Here is a 19,459-nt window from a genome sequence, read left to right on the forward strand (position 1 = left end):
GATATATATTTATATCTCTTAATATAATAAGCGCATGTTTATATATGCGATAAAGATTAAATAAATATATGAATTTTATAGTAAGAAGTTCAAATTTTTTATAATTTATATTGATAAGATTTCTGAGGAGAAAAAATTATAATTAGACAATAAAATAGATTTTAGTTTAATAGCTTCTATAGTATCCATAGAGCAATAGATTTTATTTAGTCTGACGGAATAATTAATATTGTTTATAGCCCCTTTAGTTAGGGTCTTATTATGTCGTAGTAAACGTAAACTATATTTAGCGATGGTACGTCTAGAATCTACTAAATAGCTATTTGAAGATAACGTCGTAATTAATTCTTTTTTTAGCAAGGAAAAATGAGTACATCCTAGTACTATAGTATCAGGAGGTTGTTTCAGCTCTAACCAAGGGGCTAGAATACTACGAAGCATTGATAAAGATATTTTTTCACCATATATTTTGGATTCAGCTAAGTTTACCAATTCAGATGTGCCTAATAATAGTACCTTGTATTTATTTGCAAAACGTTTTATAAGATTACAAGTATAGTCATGATTGACAGTACGATGTGTTGCTAATACTCCAATGATGCCGTTTTTAGTTAATTTAGATGCTAACTTGATTGCGGGTATCACTCCAATAATAGGAAATAAAAAATGATTTTGTAATATTTTTAATGAAACTACACTGGCAGTATTACAAGCAATAATTACCAGATCTAATCGATGTTGATTTTGTACAGCTTTAATTATAGAAGTTACGCGATTTGTGATAAATATTTCTGAACGTTCACCATAAGGAAAGGCTTGATTATCAAAAAAATATAAATACCATACGTGTGGTAACAATTTGCGTATTGCAGTGTAAATGGATAAACCACCTACTCCAGAATCTAATATTAAGATTGTTGGTTGTTTGTATTTGTATGTATTTTTACAGAAATATGTCATTTACTTTATTAAATATTTACTTGATATAAGTATCATATAAATTGGTCTGATTAGGTATATATCTATCTACGATTTTATTTATAATTTTTTATCTATTTTGGTGTGAACCTTTTATTGAAAAGTTTTATCTTTTAATCGATGATATTATATTGAATGGTATATCCATAATAGTATTAGTTTTATTAAAATCATATATTTTTTATGATTTTATTTGTAATTGGTTAAATATTATCGGGAATTGGATTGTTATGTATTATGTTGATAATATGTAAGTAAATATGAATATTTTCAATCTTCTAATTAATAATTTTTTTTGCTAGCATAATAAGCATTTTTATGCAGAAACTGAGTTTTAAAATATATGTTTTTGAGTATGTATAGAAAATAAATTTATTAAAAGTTCTTATTTGTATATAAGACATATTATGTTAATTTTTGTTTTTTATTCCTAGACTATGACATATTGCATATGTTAAATCTGATCTATTAAGAGTATAGAAATGAAAATTTCTTACTCCTTCTTTAATAAGAATTCTAATCATATCTATTGCTACAAATGTTCCAATCATTTTTTGTGTTTTTAGATCGTGGTCTAACCCGTTAAAAATTACGTACATCCAATGTGGTATTTTAACTTTAGTAAAAGTAATAAAATTTTGTACTTGACGAAAATTGAAAATAGGTAATATTCCGGGAATAATTTCTATATCAATTCCAACAGATACACAAAGATCTCTAAATCTTAAATATTGTTCTACATCAAAAAAAAATTGAGTGATGGCACGATTAGCACCAGCATCTATTTTTTTTTTCAAATTAATTAAATCTGATTGTGCGTTTTTTGCTTCTGGATGTACTTCTGGGTAAGCGGCTACGGAAATATCAAAATTTCCAACTTTTTTTAATAAATACACCAAATCTGCAGCATACATAGATGATTGATGATTTTTGTTGATTTGATCACCTCTTAGTGCAACAATGTTATGGATACCATTGTTCCAGTATTCTTGAGCAATGATTTGTAATGCTTGGGGGGTTTCATTAATACATGTTAAATGAGGAGCTACTACTAATCTAGTATGTTTTTTTATATCATTAATTGTTTTGTTGGTATAATCTCGTGTTCCGGAATTAACACTATACGTTACAGAAACAAACACAGGATTTAGTTTACTTAATTTTTTTATAGTTTTACATAATATTTTTTTCATTTCATTGGTACGTGGAGGGAAGAATTCAAATGATACATTAATATTGCCGTTTAACTCTGCTAAATGTTGATTTAATATTTTTTGTTGAGCAGCATGGAACATACTCATATTTTCCTCTCGTAAATTTGTAAAATAATATGCATAATATGTTATATATTCCATACTACAAATAAGCATTATTATATTTACTATTTAAAGTTATATTTTTATAAAGAATTTTTTTGTATTTAAGTTATATGAAAGAGTGGTGTCTGCTTATTATAAACAGTATTTTTTAAAGTAATAAGTCAAAACAATGTTATTGTTATTTTGAGTTCTATGTTTATAGCAATTATATGCTCTCTAGTTAGGGCCTACATACCTAAAGTGTGTATTAAATAAATTAATGATGTATATTTTACATCAATTTTTATGTGTTAAATATGTTATTTTTTAAATTTTATAGATGTTTAATTGATTACTAAAGTTTGTAATAATATTTCTATACGTTCATTAATTATTTTGTTTTTATTAATAAGTATACGTATTGATGCGCCATTAATATGGGAATATTTTATCGTATTGATGTAAATGCTTGCGCTAAGTCAGCGATAAGATCATCACTATCTTCTAGTCCTACTGAAACACGAAGCAACATATCATTAATGCCAGCACGTTTTAGAGTGCTTTCCGGCATAGCAGCATGCGTCATAGTAGCTGGATGGGCAATTAGACTTTCTACACCTCCGAAAGATTCTGCTAATGTAAATAATTTTAATGATTGCAAAAACTGTAGCAACATATTTTTAGTTCCTTTTAGTTCGAAACTAAATATCGATCCAAATCCACTTTGTTGTTTACAAGCAATATTATGTCCAGGATGAGTAGATAATCCTGGATAGTATAGCTTATTGATTTGAGATTGTTGTTGACAGAAAGAAATAATGCTTTCAGTATTTTTTTGTTGTTGATAGACTCGAGGCATTAAAGTGCGCATACCACGTAATAATTGATAGCTATCAAAAGCGCTGCTGGTAATTCCAAGTGTGTTGCCCCACCAAGCTAATTTATCGGAAATATATGTATCTTTAGATATTACCGCTCCTGCTATTAAATCTGAATGTCCGTTTAGATATTTACTACAAGAATGTATTACTAAGTCTGCGCCTAGAATTAATGGATTTTGAAAAACTGGAGTCATAAATGTATTGTCTACGACACATAATATATTTTTTTGAAGTTTACAAATATTGTAAATATCTACTATTCGGAGCATAGGATTACTTGGAGTTTCTATAAAAATTAATTTAGGTTTATATACTAACGACTCTAGTAATATTTTTGTGTCATTTTGATCGATAAATAGTACCTTACATATGCCCTTTTTATGTAATGCATCTAATAGTCGGTAAGTTCCTCCATAGCAATCATGAGGCGCTATTAATAAATCATTTGGTTCAAGAAAAGCGGAGCATATCAAATAAATAGCAGACATACCGCTACTTGTCATAATTGTATTTTTTCCATATTCTAAATCTGATAAAGTCTGTTGAGCTACATCTCGAGTAGGATTTTTGCGTCGTGAATAATCATACAGACGTGGCTGATTTAATCCAAAAAAATTATAAGTAGTTGAGAGAGTAATAGGAGGCACAACACATCCATGTTGTTCATCAATATTCAAACCGCTTCTAACACTGATTGTAGATTTTTTAATTTTCATAATAAATAATTAACTTGATCATTTGTACTCCTCAAAATACCATTAATATCATTAATATACTAATGTTATTTATGTATCTGATAATATTTTCTATATATTTATTATTTATGATGACTAAAATAACAAATTTATTTTGATTTTAATTATATGTAGTAGTAATAGTAATGAAATTTGATAATGTATGCTGTTTTTGCTCCGTAATATATTTTGTTAGCTACATACTATGTAGCGTGCAAATTCAGATGTAATAACGTATGTATTTATGTTTTCTTCGTTTTTTTATTAATAGGTAAAAATTTAGAGTTAATAGCAATATTAAAGCGTTTATTAAAAAGATTTACACGGCCTCGTGTATCTACTATACGTTGTGTACCTGTATAAAACGGATGACATAGATTACAAACGTCTAAATTTAAGTTGCGATTTAAAGTTGATTTAGTATTAATAATATTTCCACACGAACAATGTGCAGATATTTCACTATATTTTGGGTGAATATTTTTCTTCATGGTATATTCTCGTATTCAGTAATACTGTATTTTTAATAGTTGATAAAATATTGTAACACATGATAAAAATAATAAATTTTATTCTATGGAATTTAATAAATTCAATGTTAACATGTTCATAGTTAAACAATTAAATCTGTTAATTATGTATGCATGTACATGTGTAAAAATAAATGAAGAAATAAATTAATAACTTTTAAATATCTATTGACAATAGATGTTATTTTTATTTTATATAAAATTTTTATAAAAATTAATAATATTTATGTATTTTTTAGGCGCAATGCATCTAAATTTTAGGAACACTGTTATATACTATAAAAACTATGTTGTACTGTAATAGGATTAAATTAGTTTATAATTTATTATGATTATATTTATCAAATATAATCATATATTTTTGAGTTAAGAATTACTGTTGTTTTGGTTAGAAATAATTACATTTATGTTTAACTAAATATAAAGTTTGTTGTTTGTTTGATGTTGTATATAAATATTTATTTGGTTAATAACTATACTATTATTGAAACAATATTTATACCTACAATTATTCATTAATATTAGGGACATAACCATGTTAGAATATATTATGTATGCAATATTATTGTAATAATTAATAAAACTGTAATTATATTAAACTTTTTAAGTATACTAAAATATCGACTCTTAACAGATAATTATTCGTATAAGTATTTTTATCAGATATATAAAAGCTAATATATAAATTAGAGTAATAATGGTATTCATATTATAGTCTTCTTGATGAAGATTAAATAGACTATTTGTAATTAGGTTATATTAGATATATAAAACTTCAATAAGTTCTAATTTAGTGTGGGTAAAAATATTTATTTCATTTATATTGAAATTTTGTTTCTAATAATTTTTAGAAGTTATTGTGCGCTTTTATTATGTTAGTTTTATTAGGTAAAAATAGTAACGTAAGATCCGTTATGGTCATAATATTTATAAAAAATTATAATTAAATATCTGGGTTTATATTATCGCTAATAGGTTTTTAATGATAATGTCAATCATTAAAAGAACTTTGATTTAATCGTTTAATTTATTACTATAGGTTGTTAACTCGTGAATTTTTGTATATATGATTAGAAATGTCGATACGAATAAATAATGTATATAATTCATTAATTGAATTATGCATAAGCTTATAAACGAGAAAGCTTATGCATGTAGGATATTTACATAATCACAACAACCTTAAAATAATTGCTGGGATGCATAATTTTAGTATAATAAATTGTTGTTGAAGTAAAAAATAAATACTTTTGAAGATGTTATATTGATTTTAGAAAAAGTTTTATATATCAGTACTATATCGTGAATCTTATAAAAATAAGGTAAAAATATATGCATGTTTTAATTTAATATTGATGTTGATCTCTTAATGAATAACTTAAATAAATTTAAATAATTTAAATATAGGTCGACTTTATGTCTACATGGGTTGTTGGAAAAATTATTGAAGTGAAACGCTGGACAGATAAATTATTTAGTCTGATTGTGCAAGCACCAGTGAATACATTTATTGCTGGACAATTTACTAGAATAGGAATATGCGTAAATAGCATGATTATGCAGCGTGCTTATTCATATCTTAATGCTCCTAACAGTCCCAATTTAGAATTTTATATAGCTACTGTCTTAGAAGGTAAATTTACCCCATTGTTGCGTGATTTACGTTCTGGTGATACTATTATGCTTACTAAAGAAGCATATGGACATTTTATACTTGACGAAATTCCAAGTTGTAAAAATTTATGGATGTTGGCTAGTGGGACAGGAATTGGTCCATATCTATCAATACTTGAGGATCATAACGAAAGATTGAATCAATTTTCAAATATTGTGTTGGTACATGCAGTACGGTTTTATAAAAATTTAAACTATTTATCTCGAATGAAAAAATTAAAAAATATTTATTCTAGTAAATTACGTGTGCAAACAATTATAAGTCAAGAAGAATTATCTGGTTCTCTTTTTGGACGTATACCTACTTTAATAGAAAATAATTCTTTAGAAAAAAAAGTGGGATTAAATTTGGATGTTAGCAATAGTCATGTAATGTTATGTGGTAATCCGCAGATGATATCTGATACTAAAGAGGTATTGAAAAAAAAATACGGAATGAAAGATCATATGCGACGCAATCCAGGCCATATTACTCAAGAACGTTATTGGTGATAACAAATAATAATATATACATTATTATATAATGAATATTATGTATTATAACTTATAGCGTATTTTAAATTAATTATTCAAACCATCGCAATTTTTAGCATTAACATGCTGTAATGCATGTCTTATTATGTTTGCAAATATGTGAATTTATCATCGTACAATATATGTTTGATCTATTTTTTGTTTATGTTGTTAATATTGATGTAGATGATTATCATATAGAGGGATTGTAATAATAGGAGAGACGATATGAGACGCCTATTAGTAATAGGAAACTGGAAATTAAATGGTAACAAAAATACCATAACTAATCTAATTGTTAGATTAGTTATGGCGTGCGCTAGTATTTCCAAATGTAGTGTGGCTGTTGCTCCTCCTGTGATGTATTTAGATTTAGTTATGCGTTATTTAACAAATAGTAATATTTGGATGTGTGCGCAAGATGTTGATATTCATATATCTGGAGCATTTACCGGCGATGTTTCTGCAGCAATGTTGCAAGACCTAAATACCCGATATGTTTTGATCGGTCATTCTGAACGAAGAATACATCATAAAGAAAACGATGCATATATTGCTAAAAAGTTTTTTATCTTAAAAAAGATTGGATTAATTCCTATCCTATGTATAGGAGAAAATAAAAGAGAATATGATGCTGGTCAGACTCAATCAGTATGTCTTAATCAGATTAAGTCAGTCATTAAATTACTTGGTGTAGAGGCGTTTAAAGATTCAGTTATTGCGTATGAGCCTATATGGGCAATAGGCAGCGGTATGAGTGCGTCCCCAGAAAGTGTACAAATAGTTCATAAATTAATTCGAAATTATATTGCAAATTATAATGTATCTATAGCCAATAAAATAGTAATCCAATACGGAGGGTCTGTGACACCAGAAAATGTTACTCAATTTCTTAATCAAAAAGACATTGATGGTGTGCTAGTAGGATCTGCTTCTTTAAATGCAGATAGTTTTTCTATGATTGTGCGAGCAGCTGAAAATCATGATAAATCTCATTCATTACTTAAATGATAAATAATATATATTGAAAATAAGTTGATTCTATTTGTACAACAGACGGATTGTATTTTTCAGAAACTAATAAATAACAATAGATACAACTTTGTATATGGGTTTATATAGCATATAAAATTGAAATGTATACTACATTGTAATTTTAATATAGCATAGAGTTGAGTGATAGTGATTATTTAAATTTAAAATAGTTTTTTAGCTGTTTTTAGTAAATCTTGACGAAATGGACGTTGCATATGTTGTATTGCATCGTTAATGTCATGGTGTACTAGTTTTTCGTTTTGTACCCCAATGCAACGTCCTTTATACCCTTGCAATAATAGTTCAATAGAATATGCTCCCATTCTGGATGCTAGAATACGATCGTAAGCTACTGGTTTTCCTCCGCGTTGAATATATCCTAAAACGGTAGCACGAGTTTCTCTACCAGTTTTTTCTTCAATGTATTGTGCTAAGTAAAATATATTACAAATACGTTCGGTAATAGTTACTATTGCATGTTTTTTTCCTTTAGAAATACCAGATTTAATTTCATTTACTAAATCTTGTGCGTTAAATTCTACTTCGGGGACTACAATAAACTCGCAACCTCCAGCGATTGCTGCTGCCATAGTTAAATCGCCACAACAACGCCCCATTACTTCTACAATAGAAATACGTTGATGTGAAGATGATGTGTCACGTAATCTATCAATTGCATCAACAATTGTTTCTAAAGCTGTGAAATAACCAATAGTATAATCTGTTCCAGCGACATCGTTATCGATGGTACCAGGTAATCCTATACAGGGGAATCCTATATCACTTAATCTTTTGGCTCCTAAATAAGATCCGTCTCCTCCAATTATTATGAGGGCATCAAGTTTGCGTTTATATATATTATTAATAATTACTGTTCTAACGGCATCTTTTTTAAATTCAGGAAAACGTGCAGAACCAAGAAAGGTACCCCCCCGGTTTATTATTTCTGAAACGCTGCGACGACTCAATTGTATCATTCGATTTTGAAATAATCCTAAATAACCATCATATACCCCATAAACTTCTAATCCTTCAGAAAGACCTGCTCGTACTACACCTCGAATAGCTGCATTCATTCCTGGAGAGTCACCACCGCTTGTTAGTACTCCTATTTTTTTTATCATATATACAGAACTCTATTATGTTGTTTATTAGCAGAGCAGATCATAACCAAATTCTTATGTAATTTATATAATTAATAATAAAATATACTTGTTATGTGAAATATATAAAAATAAAAACCACATTTAATATATATAATTATATATTAAATTATAAGATATTTGGGTAATAGTATTTTTAGAATTGAATACTGAAATATTATTTTTATATATTTGGTTTATATTGATATTAAATATATTAATTGTATCATATTATATTTATTTGTAATGAAATAGATTAGTGTTATATCTTTATAAGATTTAACTATATACATAGATAATCATATTAGTACAATAATTTCAATTGTGTTAACAATATAATTAAATTGTTTTCAAGACTAAAAATATAAGAAGAAACATATATTTTTTAATTATATAGCTAATATTTTAGCTATATAATTATTTTAATTTCTGATAAATAAAGTATTTAATTTTATTGTATATGTTATGTGGAAATAAATTACGTACAGATTATATCATATCTTTATTTGCAGTGAATATTATTAATTTTTGTTTATCAAAATATTTTTATTGCGCTATGTAGTTAATACTTGCTCAAAAAATTATGTATTTTCATTTTTATGCAGTAAATTATTGTGATTTTTTAATTTTCTTACAAGTCTGGCAGGTTTTCCTGTCACTGTAGCATAAGGTGGTACGGAATGTAGTACAACAGATCCAGCCCCAACTTTAGCTCCGTATCCTATTTCAATATTACCTAAAATAATGGCACTGGCCCCAATCATCACTCTTTGCCTAACTTTAGGATGACGATCGCCATTTATTTTACCAGTTCCTCCTAAAGTAACAGATTGCATTATAGATACATTATTTTCTATAATTGATGTTTCTCCTATTACTACTCCAGTGGCATGATCTATCATAACACCGCATCCAATACTTGCAGCGGGATGAATATCGACATTAAAAGCAGCGGAGATATGATTATAAAAATACATAGACAATTCTTGACGATTATTATGCCATAACCAATGAGAAATACGATGTGCTTGCAATGCATGAAATCCTTTAAAGTATAGAAAAGGAGTAAAATACTTAGTTACAGATGGATCGTTCAAATGTATTGCATAAATATCTCGTGCTGCAGCAGTAATTATGTTTTCGTCAGAATTATATATGTCTTCTAATATTTTGATTATATCAGTTATAGGTATATCTACATTATTCAATTTTTTAGATAGTATATGAATTAGCGCATTCTTAAAATTTTTATGTTTTAATATAGTAGTATATATAAAATTAGCCAATATAGGTTCGGATTCGGTTAATAATTTCGCTTCAACCTTAATATTATTCCAAACTATTTCTAATATATTTAAAGGCATAAGCTTACCTTATTTTCATAACATGAAGAATAACTAAAATAGATATATTATTAATTATTTTAGTTATTAAATTTTTTTTCTTTTTTGTGTACGTTGTAATAAAGAATAAGCCGCATCATGAACATTTTTATTTTGATATAATATTTGATATATTTGTTCAGTAATGGGCATATCTATTTTATATTTAATAGATAACTCATATACTTCTTTTGTGTTTAAGAATCCTTCTATTATTTGCCCAATATTTTTTTGGGCATGATGTATATTTAAACCCTGTCCCAAAAATATTCCAAATCGACGATTTCGTGATTGATCATCAGTGCAAGTCAATACTAAATCTCCTAACCCGGCCAATCCCATGAAAGTTTCTGGTATTGCTCCAATTGCTGTTCCGAGACGCGACATTTCTGCTAAACCTCGTGTAATTAGTGCTGTTCGTGCGTTGGATCCAAATCCTATTCCATCAGAAATACCTGCTCCAATAGCAATAATATTCTTTACTGCTCCCGCTATTTGAGTACCAATAGTATCAGTATTAACATATATTCTAAAATTTTTGTTGCAATGCAGTATATTTTGTAAATCATAATTTAATATTGCATCGGTGGAAGATAATGTTATTGCAGTAGGCAATCCTATAGCGAGTTCCTTAGCAAAAGTTGGACCAGAAATAATTGCAATAGGCACATTATTTCCTAAAATGTCACGTGTCACGTCTTTTAGAAAACGGCCAGTTTTGGGTTCTAATCCTTTAGATGCTATGATAATACGAGTATTTTTTTTTAACTTTGGTTTTATTTGCATTAACACATGACTAAATATATGACTTGGTACTGCAATTAATAAATTTAAGCAGGTAGCTAAGGTTACTGATAGAGATGTTTCTAAATATAACGATGGCGGAAAGGGTATATTTGGTAAATAGGCTTGATTGCATCGATGAGTTTTAAGCGTTTGAATGTGAGAGGCATTATGGCCCCATAATAATACTATATGACCATTTCTAGATAACGCAATAGCCATGGCCGTACCATAGGATCCAGCCCCAATTATTGTAACAGTAGGATGTACAATAGTAGACATAGTCATGAAAACTCAACTATTTTATAATACTAATTTTTAGGGTGTATTATCATGTTTTTTTAGAGACTTAATAAATAACATATCGAAATTGATTGGGTCTAAATTAAATTGAGGAAAAGTTCCTCTAGACACTTGGCTACTTATGCATTCACTAGCGTAAGGGAACAAAATACCTGGACAATATGCACTGAGACAATGTCTCATTTGTGTTTGATTAAGTCCTAAAATATTAAAAATTCCAGCTTGTTTTACTTGACACAAAAAAGCTGTATTTTCCCCAATTTTTGCAGTAACAGTGATGTATAATACTACTTCATATGCGTTAGTATGGATATTAGCCGAATTGCAAGATAAATCTACCGTAATTTTTGGATTCCAGGTTGTTTGAAAAACTTCAGGAGTATTCGGAGCTTCAAACGAAACATCTTTTGTATATATCCTTTTTATGTGAAACAATGTATTACTTTTATTACTTTCTAGCACATAAACACCTTACAACCTTCGATGTTAATAAGCAATTATTATTTTTTATGTTTTTAGTTTAAATTATTTTAATTTCCCCTGGTTATTTAATGATACCAAATCATCCGACCCTCCAATATGTAAACCATCTATAAAAATCTGTGGTACTGTGGTGCATCCATTAGATCGTTGTTTCATTTCTATATACATATTATTTAGTAAGTTATTATCATCTATGGTAATTTCTTTAAAATCTAATGATTTTTTTATTAATAATGATTTAGCGCGATCACAATAAGGACAGTTTTTTTTTGTGTAAATTTCAATGTAAGCCATTTTTACTCTCATTATTTTAATATTTTGTTTGTTAATAGCAGAGGAAAGTTATCAGATTTCCAACCAACTATACCGCCATGAAGTACATATACCTCTTCGAATTTTAATTTATACAAGTGCTGTTTAATTGAGTGAGCTAGCGAATTATTATCATGTACTACAATTAATGGATATTTTTTAAATCTTTTTAGCTTATAAATATTATTATTTTTAATGTCTTTTATTGGTACATTAATGCTATTTGTTATGTGTCCTGAGCAATAGTCATCTTGACTACGAATATCTATTACTATTGCTTTTTTTTTATTTATTAATAAAATAGCTTGATCACGTAATATTTCGGAAGATTTGAATAAACAACTGCTAATTGTAGTATATAAAGTTGCAATTAACAAGAGCACCCATATGATACTCAGTATTGGATGTTGTTGTAAAAATATTGTTATTTCCTGTATATACATGGATTGTAAACCTTATTAAAACAATACTATATTAATCAATATATTTATGATTGTGAAAAAGTATAATACAGTTTTTATTAAACTAACAGTACTATTAATAATTGTAATAAAATTGTAAGAATATACGTTTTAGTTTTGATAATATTTGTATAAACGAATCAAAATAATATGTAATTAATCGTAATGCATAAGTGTACTAAATTTTATTAATAGCTATATTATATGTAGCATATATTTTGTTTTAACAAAATCTAGCGCATTCTATCATGAATATATTAATAAATGAATATTATTCATGATACATTGTAATTTTCAGTTTTTATTAATCAAATCATAATTGATGATTGTTCTGCATCAGTATTTGTTTTCTATAATAATATAATCATATAACAATATATAATTATATTGTTATATGATTATATTAAAACGAATTTAAGTTGTTGTGTTCATTATACCTAATATGTATTTATGTGAGTAATGTATGATTATAGTTACTGGTGGAGCGGGGTTTATAGGTTGTAATATTATTAAAGCATTAAACAATATTTCATACAAAAATATCTTGGTAGTAGATAATTTAAAGAATGGAATGAAATATAAAAATTTAACAAATGTATATATTTCAGACTATATAGATAAGAGTCGTTTTATTAAAAATATAGTTGACAGTCCTGTTGACTCTTATATTAAAAATATAGATGTAGTGTTTCATGAAGGGGCTTGCTCTTCCACTACTGAATGGGACGGTAAATATATGATGGAAAATAATTATCAATATTCTAAAGATCTATTGTTGTATTGTATTAAAAGTAACATTCCTTTTATATATGCTTCTTCTGCATCAGTGTACGGGAAAGATACTAACATCCTGGTTAACTCTCAGAAATATGAACGACCTATTAATATATATAGTTATTCTAAATTTTTGTTTGATCAATATGTACGTGCTATGTTGCCAAAAGTTACATCTCAAGTTTGTGGATTAAGATATTTTAATGTTTATGGGCCCTATGAAGAACATAAAGGTAGTATGGCGAGTATAATATTGCAATTATATAGACAAATCAAAAGCAAAAAACATCCAACATTATTTGTTGGAAGTAAGGAATTAAAACGAGATTTTATACATGTTGAAGATATAGTTGATATAAATCTTTGGGCTTGGAGTAATAATATGTCTGGAATTTTCGATTGTGGGATTGGTAAGGCTGCATCATTTGAGATCATCGCTAATATTATATTAAGTTTTTTTCGTAAGAATATGACTATTAAATATATTTCGATGCCAAATAAAATCCGTGATCACTATCAGATTTTTACCCAAGCAAATATTTATCAGTTAAGAGAAGCAGGATATAGTAAGAAATTTATTGATATTAATAAAGGTATATACCAGTATTTAAAGTGGTTGTCATATAACGATATTGATCGTTATCATATGAAATAAGTAAAGTGTAGTGTTGGTTATGAAAATATTAGTGGTTAGTCCTTCATGGATCGGTGATACTGTGATGTCACATAGTATGTATCGTTTACTTACTAATCAGTATTGTTCTAATATAAAGATTGATGTTATTACGTCAATATGGTGCAAAGATCTTTTTAATTATATGCCTGAAGTCAATCGCACATTATTTATTCCTTACAGACATGGAGCATTAGAGCTTGCAAAATGTTTTCGTCTGGGAAAAATTTTAAAAAACGAAAAATATCAACAGGCAATAATATTACCTAATTCGTTTAAATCAGCTTTAATACCATTTTTTGCAGATGTTCCAATTCGTACTGGATGGCGTGGGGAGATGAGGTATGGTGTAATAAATGATTTAAGGAGGCTTAAACCCGCATCGCTACCATTAATGGTGCAACGTTATGCTGCTTTAGCATATGACAGCAATGTTATAAAACATTTTTGTGATTTACCTTATCCGCTACCATGGCCTTATTTAAATATAAGCAAAAAAGAAATTGAAGATGTATTATGTAAATTTAATTTAGATAATCATAAAAAACTATTAATTGGATTGTGCCCAGGTTCAGAATTTGGATTAGCCAAGAATTGGCCACACTATCATTATGCAACGTTAGCTATTCAATTAATTTATTGCGGATACCATGTGGTTATATTAGGATCATCTAAAGATCAATTAATTGATAAATTTATTGAATATAGTATTCTAAAAAATTTGAAACAACATTATAACAATCTTATAGGGATTACATCTTTAAGTGAAGCTATTGCAATTATAGCGGCGTGTAAGGGAATTGTTAGTAATGATTCTGGTCTGATGCATATAGCTTGTGCGTTGAAATGTCCTGTAGTAGGATTGTACGGTCCTAGTAATCCTAATTTTACTCCTCCTTTATTTCATCAATCTATTGTAATGCGTTGTATTCAAAGATGTTATACTATGCGCAGAGATAGTACTCTATATGATGGTTATCATAGTAGTTTAGTAAATATTACTCCAGATCAAGTTTTAAAAGCATTAAAGAAATTATTAAATTAATTAATAAAATATATTCATGAAGGTTTTAATTATAAAAGTTTCTTCTATGGGAGATATTATACATACTTTGCCTGCGATTACTGATGCATCGGTTTCTGTGCCAAAAATATCATTTAATTGGGTCGTAGAAGAAACTTTTTCTGAGATTCTTAGATGGCATCCAGCCATACATCAAATTATCCCTATAAATCTTAGATTTTGGATAAAAAATTGGTATGACACTTCTTCATGGAAGAAATATTATGAGTGTATTCAAGAATTAAAAAAAAAAGAATACGATGTAATTATTGATGCACAGGGTCTATTGAAGACATCGTTGTTAATAACATGTAGTTCACGTGGTGAAAAACATGGAATGGATTATATAAGCACACGAGAACCCATTAGTTCTTTGTTTTATCACAAACGACATTACGTAAACAAGAGCCAACATGCTGTAGAACGCATTCGTCAGCTTTTTTCGTTGAGTTTAAAATATCCTGTACCGTCTTGTATAGGAAAATATAATATTGAGCATTTATTTCCACCTCAAAAAAATAACGTTCCTTATTTAATATTTTTTCATGCTACTACTAAAATAAAAAAACATTGGCCAGAACTTAACTGGAGTGTCATTGCGCGATGTGCTATTAATGCAGGTTATCATATTAAATTACCTTTTTGGACAAAAAGTGAAGAATCACGTATTAATCGGTTGGTAAAATTATCTTATAACCAAATAATAGTCTTACCAAAATTAACATTGCAAGAAATTGCCATGCAAATATCTGGAGCAACGGCGATAATATCTGTTGATACTGGACTTAGTCATTTAGCAGCAGCACTTAGTTGTCCTAATTTAACATTATATGGACCAACTAATCCTGAATTAATTGGAACATATGGACAAAATCAAATTATTTTATATTCTTCAACTAAAAAAATGGAACACTTAAATCCTATGTATGTTTGGGAAGTATTTCAAAAGGTTTTAGCTTTGACATCTATTTAAGAATATTTTTTAAATAAACCCATTTATTATTAATGTTATAATGGTGCTATTGTTGCTGAGTATAGATTATTTTAAGTTTAAAAAATATTACTATTATTTATAGTTTTAGTGTTTATATATTTCTAATAATTTTTAGAGTTGTTTTATTTTAAAAATAGTTAATATTTAGAGCGCATATGTTATTTATGTAACATGTGTTACTTTTAAAAATTAAAATTATATAATATTCCGGCACTAACTATTTATAATTAGCGAATCTGGTATATAAATTCCAGACATTTATTTTCAATAAAAGTTATTATGAGTAAATTTAATATTGCTGACTCATACTCTTATATCTATACAATCATAATGATTGTATAGAGTTATGTTGTAATCTTAGAATATTAAATATTTTTGAGCATTATTAATTTTTGCGTATATTCGATTATTTGAATTACTTAATACTATTTAAGTAAAATTAAAAATTTTATGTAATAACATATGTTACTTTTTAAGTAATTAATGATTTTATTTATATAAATATTTAGTAAAATTTCAAATTTAATTATTTTTATTAGCATGAAAAACATCAAAATAAAATGGGTGTTGTTTTTTATTATTGATATTTTATTAGATTTATATGTTTTTAAATAATTTATTTTAATTCACATAAGAATGGATCGTTAAATCGTATCTTATGAAATATATCAGTATTGATATATTATTAAATTTCACATACACTCCTAAAAGTGGTAATTATAAATATATTAACTGATTATTTTGAGATATCATATGTTTGTACTATATATTGGAATATATAGTATTATTATGTATATCGCTCAACCTATAATATGGATACGGTTATTATGGCGTAGTAGGAAATCACCATCATATCGTAAACGTTGGTTAGAGCGTTATGGGTTCTATCATAAACCTATTAAATCTGATGGTATTATTTTGCATGCTGTATCTCTTGGGGAAACATTAGCAGCGATTCCGCTGATACGTGCTTTACAGAAACGTTATCCGAAAATAACTATTACATTAACTGCAATGACCCCAACAGGAATAGAACTAGCGCAGTCTAGGTTTCATGGTAACACACATTGTAGTTACTTGCCATATGATTTACCTGGTTCTATGAAACGATTTATTGATCAAGTTAGACCTAAATTAGTTATTGCTATGGAAACTGAGTTATGGCCGAATCTTATTAATATATTATATCGACGCAATATCCCTTTTGTTATTGTTAATGCTCGTCTTTCATTTCGTTCTTTTATTGGGTATAAGAAGTTTCGTTATTTTATTTCATTAATTATGGAACGTATAACTTTTATTGCTGCCCAAAATAAAGGAGATGCTGTTCGATTCCTTAAGTTAGGATTAAAAAAAAATAAATTATTTGTTACAGGTAATTTAAAGTTTGATATTGAAATATCTCAGGATTTGTTAAATAAAATTTCATTTTTAAAAAAAACCTGGATTAAAGAACGACAGGTATGGATTGCTAGTAGTACTCATGAAGGAGAGGAAACATTATTACTACAAGTACATAAACATCTTTTGACAATATTTCCTGATTTATTGATGATTTTAGCTCCGCGCCATCCAGAACGTTTTATTAATGTTAGAAGTATTACTGAGCAAGCTGGCTTTTCCTGTATTATGAGAAGTGGCGGCGTTGCGCCATCTTCAAAAACGCAGGTAATTATTAACGATACTATAGGAGAGTTGATGTTACTGTATGGTGTTTCGGATATAGCTTTTATTGGAGGTAGTTTAGTAAAACACGGAGGACATAATCCATTAGAGCCAGCAGCACATTCTATTCCGTTGATTATGGGCCCATATACTTTCAATTTTCATGATATTTGTATTAAATTATATAAATCAGGTGGATTAATTACTGTAACTGATACTGAATCTTTAATAACTACTATTGCTATGTTACTTACAAATAAACAGTGTCGTTTAAATTATGGTTATAGAGCTATTAAAGTTCTAAAACATAATCGAGGAGCGTTGCAACAATTATTATATTTATTAGATAATTATTTATTAATTAGAAAATAATTTTTTACAATTAAAAATTATTGATTGTTGACTTAATTATGTAGCACTTAAAAGTTATCGTTGTTTTGTTATTATTTAAAAATATAGTAATACTTATGCGTAATATGAAATATTAAAATCATCTTTATACAATGCAGTTAAATTATAAAATTAAATTAAGAAACACAGTAATTGGAAGATTATAGTATGATTTGATGTTTTTATTTTCATTGTCAATAGACCGTGATTTTAAACAAATAATTTTATGTATTATAATCTAGCATAGACAAAGGGTGTTGTTTTAATTTTTATAGATTCATGTATAACTGTTATATAAATATATGTATAATATTAAAGTTTGTTTGTGTTGGAATTTATAATTATATGTAGATATATATGATATCTGATACAAATGATTATATCTTAAAAAATTTTAATAATATTTTTTAAAGTATATATATGTTTAAATAGTAATTAGGATTAATTAAGATTTGTGGTATAAGAGTGATTATTTTATCTTTGATAAATATTTGTTAAATTTTAATACGAATAGTTTAAATATGTGGAAATATAGGAACTAAAACTATTTTTTAAACATATTTAATAGTTATTACGCGATCCTGTATTTTTTGAGACATATTTATGTTTTAATTAGATATTTAAATCTTTAAATATAGGCAGTATTACAATACTGATAAAAAATCAGTTTAGTTTATTTATATAGATAAATGTGTTTTATAGTTTTTACTTTAATTGTAAAAAAGTATAATTTCTAATATATGATGATAACTCATGCAATGTATCCAGGAACTTTTGATCCATTAACTTATGGGCATTTAGATATAATTGTTAGAGCCCATAAAATTTTTGATGAAGTATTTTTAGCAGTAGCTGAAAATCCACAAAAAAATCCTCTGTTTAGTCTTAAAGAGCGTGTAATATTTGCAGAACAAGCGACTGCAACATTGTCTAATGTAACAGTATTTGGGTTTAATGATTTAACGATAAACGTTATGAAAAAAAAACAAGTAAATATTTTAATTCGGGGTTTAAGAACTAGATCAGATTTTGAATATGAAATACAACTTGCAAAAATTAATAATTATTTTGAAAAAGAGATAGAAACGATATTTATGATATCTACGGGGATTTGGACATATCTTTCTTCTAAATTAGTGAAAGAGATTGCCCAATATGGAGGGAGCATAGACCAATTGATCCCTAATTTTATTGCTGAAAAAGTTATAGAAAAATTAAGAAATACTTCGAAAGATATAAAGACTTTATGATTATAAAAATACCATATATACTTATATTTCAAGCTTATGTATTTAATATTATAAGAAGTTATTATTTATTAGTAGATTATTGGAATAATTAAATATACCCTGGTTAATTCTGCTAATTTTTAATTAAATACATGTTTTTAA

Annotated in this window: 17 protein-coding genes; 7 read left to right on the forward strand and 10 right to left on the reverse strand. The window is 27.2% G+C overall.

All coding sequences use genetic code 11. From position 1 onward, the window contains the following. Positions 1 to 105: 105 nt before the first annotated feature. The 4 genes from murI to rpmE all read right to left on the reverse strand — a co-directional run bounded on the left by murI (position 106) and on the right by rpmE (position 4,382). Positions 106 to 960, reverse strand: coding sequence for a glutamate racemase (gene murI / locus M9400_RS00560; RefSeq protein ID WP_250232498.1), 855 nt, complete (start codon positions 958 to 960; stop codon positions 106 to 108). A 428-nt stretch (positions 961 to 1,388) separates the two neighbouring features. Beyond that, positions 1,389 to 2,279, reverse strand: a complete 891-nt coding sequence (gene metF, locus M9400_RS00565) for a methylenetetrahydrofolate reductase (RefSeq protein WP_250232499.1) — start codon at positions 2,277 to 2,279, stop codon at positions 1,389 to 1,391. 445 nt (positions 2,280 to 2,724) lie between these two features. Further along, positions 2,725 to 3,873 carry a cystathionine gamma-synthase gene (metB, locus tag M9400_RS00570; RefSeq protein WP_250232500.1) on the reverse strand — a complete coding sequence of 383 codons (1,149 nt, stop codon included), beginning with the start codon at positions 3,871 to 3,873 and terminating at the stop codon, positions 2,725 to 2,727. 260 nt (positions 3,874 to 4,133) lie between these two features. Next, the gene (rpmE, locus tag M9400_RS00575) at positions 4,134 to 4,382 is read right to left on the reverse strand and encodes a 50S ribosomal protein L31 (RefSeq protein ID WP_250232501.1); all 249 of its coding nucleotides are present in this window, start codon (positions 4,380 to 4,382) and stop codon (positions 4,134 to 4,136) included. 1,455 nt (positions 4,383 to 5,837) lie between these two features. On the opposite strand from rpmE, the gene M9400_RS00580 reads away from it, so the two are divergent. Then, entirely contained in the window at positions 5,838 to 6,587 is a 750-nt protein-coding gene (locus M9400_RS00580; protein ID WP_250232502.1) for a ferredoxin--NADP(+) reductase, read from the forward strand. 249 nt (positions 6,588 to 6,836) lie between these two features. Next, positions 6,837 to 7,619 (forward strand): triose-phosphate isomerase, encoded by a 783-nt coding sequence (gene tpiA / locus M9400_RS00585; RefSeq protein WP_250232503.1) that lies wholly within the window; start codon positions 6,837 to 6,839, stop codon positions 7,617 to 7,619. A gap of 185 nt (positions 7,620 to 7,804) precedes the next feature. On the opposite strand, the gene pfkA is transcribed toward tpiA, so the two are convergent. The 6 genes from pfkA to M9400_RS00615 all read right to left on the reverse strand — a co-directional run bounded on the left by pfkA (position 7,805) and on the right by M9400_RS00615 (position 12,491). After that, positions 7,805 to 8,767 (reverse strand): 6-phosphofructokinase, encoded by a 963-nt coding sequence (pfkA, locus tag M9400_RS00590; RefSeq protein WP_250232504.1) that lies wholly within the window; start codon positions 8,765 to 8,767, stop codon positions 7,805 to 7,807. 599 nt (positions 8,768 to 9,366) lie between these two features. Continuing rightward, on the reverse strand, positions 9,367 to 10,149 hold the full coding sequence (gene cysE, locus M9400_RS00595; protein ID WP_250232505.1) for a serine O-acetyltransferase: 783 nt from the start codon (positions 10,147 to 10,149) through the stop codon (positions 9,367 to 9,369). A 66-nt stretch (positions 10,150 to 10,215) separates the two neighbouring features. Further along, a complete protein-coding gene (gene gpsA / locus M9400_RS00600; RefSeq protein ID WP_250232506.1) occupies positions 10,216 to 11,232 on the reverse strand; it encodes an NAD(P)H-dependent glycerol-3-phosphate dehydrogenase in 1,017 nt (338 codons plus the stop codon). A gap of 36 nt (positions 11,233 to 11,268) precedes the next feature. Continuing rightward, positions 11,269 to 11,715, reverse strand: a complete 447-nt coding sequence (secB, locus tag M9400_RS00605; RefSeq protein ID WP_250232507.1) for a protein-export chaperone SecB — start codon at positions 11,713 to 11,715, stop codon at positions 11,269 to 11,271. A gap of 63 nt (positions 11,716 to 11,778) precedes the next feature. After that, positions 11,779 to 12,030: a glutaredoxin 3 gene (gene grxC / locus M9400_RS00610; protein ID WP_250232508.1), complete on the reverse strand. Its 252-nt coding sequence runs from the start codon at positions 12,028 to 12,030 to the stop codon at positions 11,779 to 11,781. 11 nt (positions 12,031 to 12,041) lie between these two features. Then, positions 12,042 to 12,491 (reverse strand): rhodanese-like domain-containing protein, encoded by a 450-nt coding sequence (locus M9400_RS00615; RefSeq protein ID WP_250232509.1) that lies wholly within the window; start codon positions 12,489 to 12,491, stop codon positions 12,042 to 12,044. A gap of 481 nt (positions 12,492 to 12,972) precedes the next feature. Between M9400_RS00615 and rfaD the strand changes: the two genes are divergently transcribed. The 5 genes from rfaD (at position 12,973) to coaD (ending at position 19,318) form a co-directional block, all read left to right on the forward strand. Then, the gene (gene rfaD / locus M9400_RS00620; RefSeq protein ID WP_250232510.1) at positions 12,973 to 13,938 is read left to right on the forward strand and encodes an ADP-glyceromanno-heptose 6-epimerase; all 966 of its coding nucleotides are present in this window, start codon (positions 12,973 to 12,975) and stop codon (positions 13,936 to 13,938) included. Positions 13,939 to 13,957: 19 nt separating this feature from the next. Continuing rightward, positions 13,958 to 15,001: a lipopolysaccharide heptosyltransferase II gene (gene waaF, locus M9400_RS00625; RefSeq protein WP_250232511.1), complete on the forward strand. Its 1,044-nt coding sequence runs from the start codon at positions 13,958 to 13,960 to the stop codon at positions 14,999 to 15,001. Positions 15,002 to 15,017: 16 nt separating this feature from the next. Further along, on the forward strand, positions 15,018 to 15,992 hold the full coding sequence (gene waaC / locus M9400_RS00630) for a lipopolysaccharide heptosyltransferase I (RefSeq protein ID WP_250232512.1): 975 nt from the start codon (positions 15,018 to 15,020) through the stop codon (positions 15,990 to 15,992). 774 nt (positions 15,993 to 16,766) lie between these two features. Further along, positions 16,767 to 18,050, forward strand: a complete 1,284-nt coding sequence (gene waaA, locus M9400_RS00635) for a lipid IV(A) 3-deoxy-D-manno-octulosonic acid transferase (RefSeq protein ID WP_250232513.1) — start codon at positions 16,767 to 16,769, stop codon at positions 18,048 to 18,050. 761 nt (positions 18,051 to 18,811) lie between these two features. Further along, entirely contained in the window at positions 18,812 to 19,318 is a 507-nt protein-coding gene (coaD, locus tag M9400_RS00640) for a pantetheine-phosphate adenylyltransferase (RefSeq protein ID WP_250232677.1), read from the forward strand. The last annotated feature ends 141 nt before the right edge of the window (positions 19,319 to 19,459 follow it).

Source organism: Blochmannia endosymbiont of Camponotus sp., assembly GCF_023586085.1.
In the GTDB taxonomy this organism is placed as follows: domain Bacteria; phylum Pseudomonadota; class Gammaproteobacteria; order Enterobacterales; family Enterobacteriaceae; genus Blochmanniella.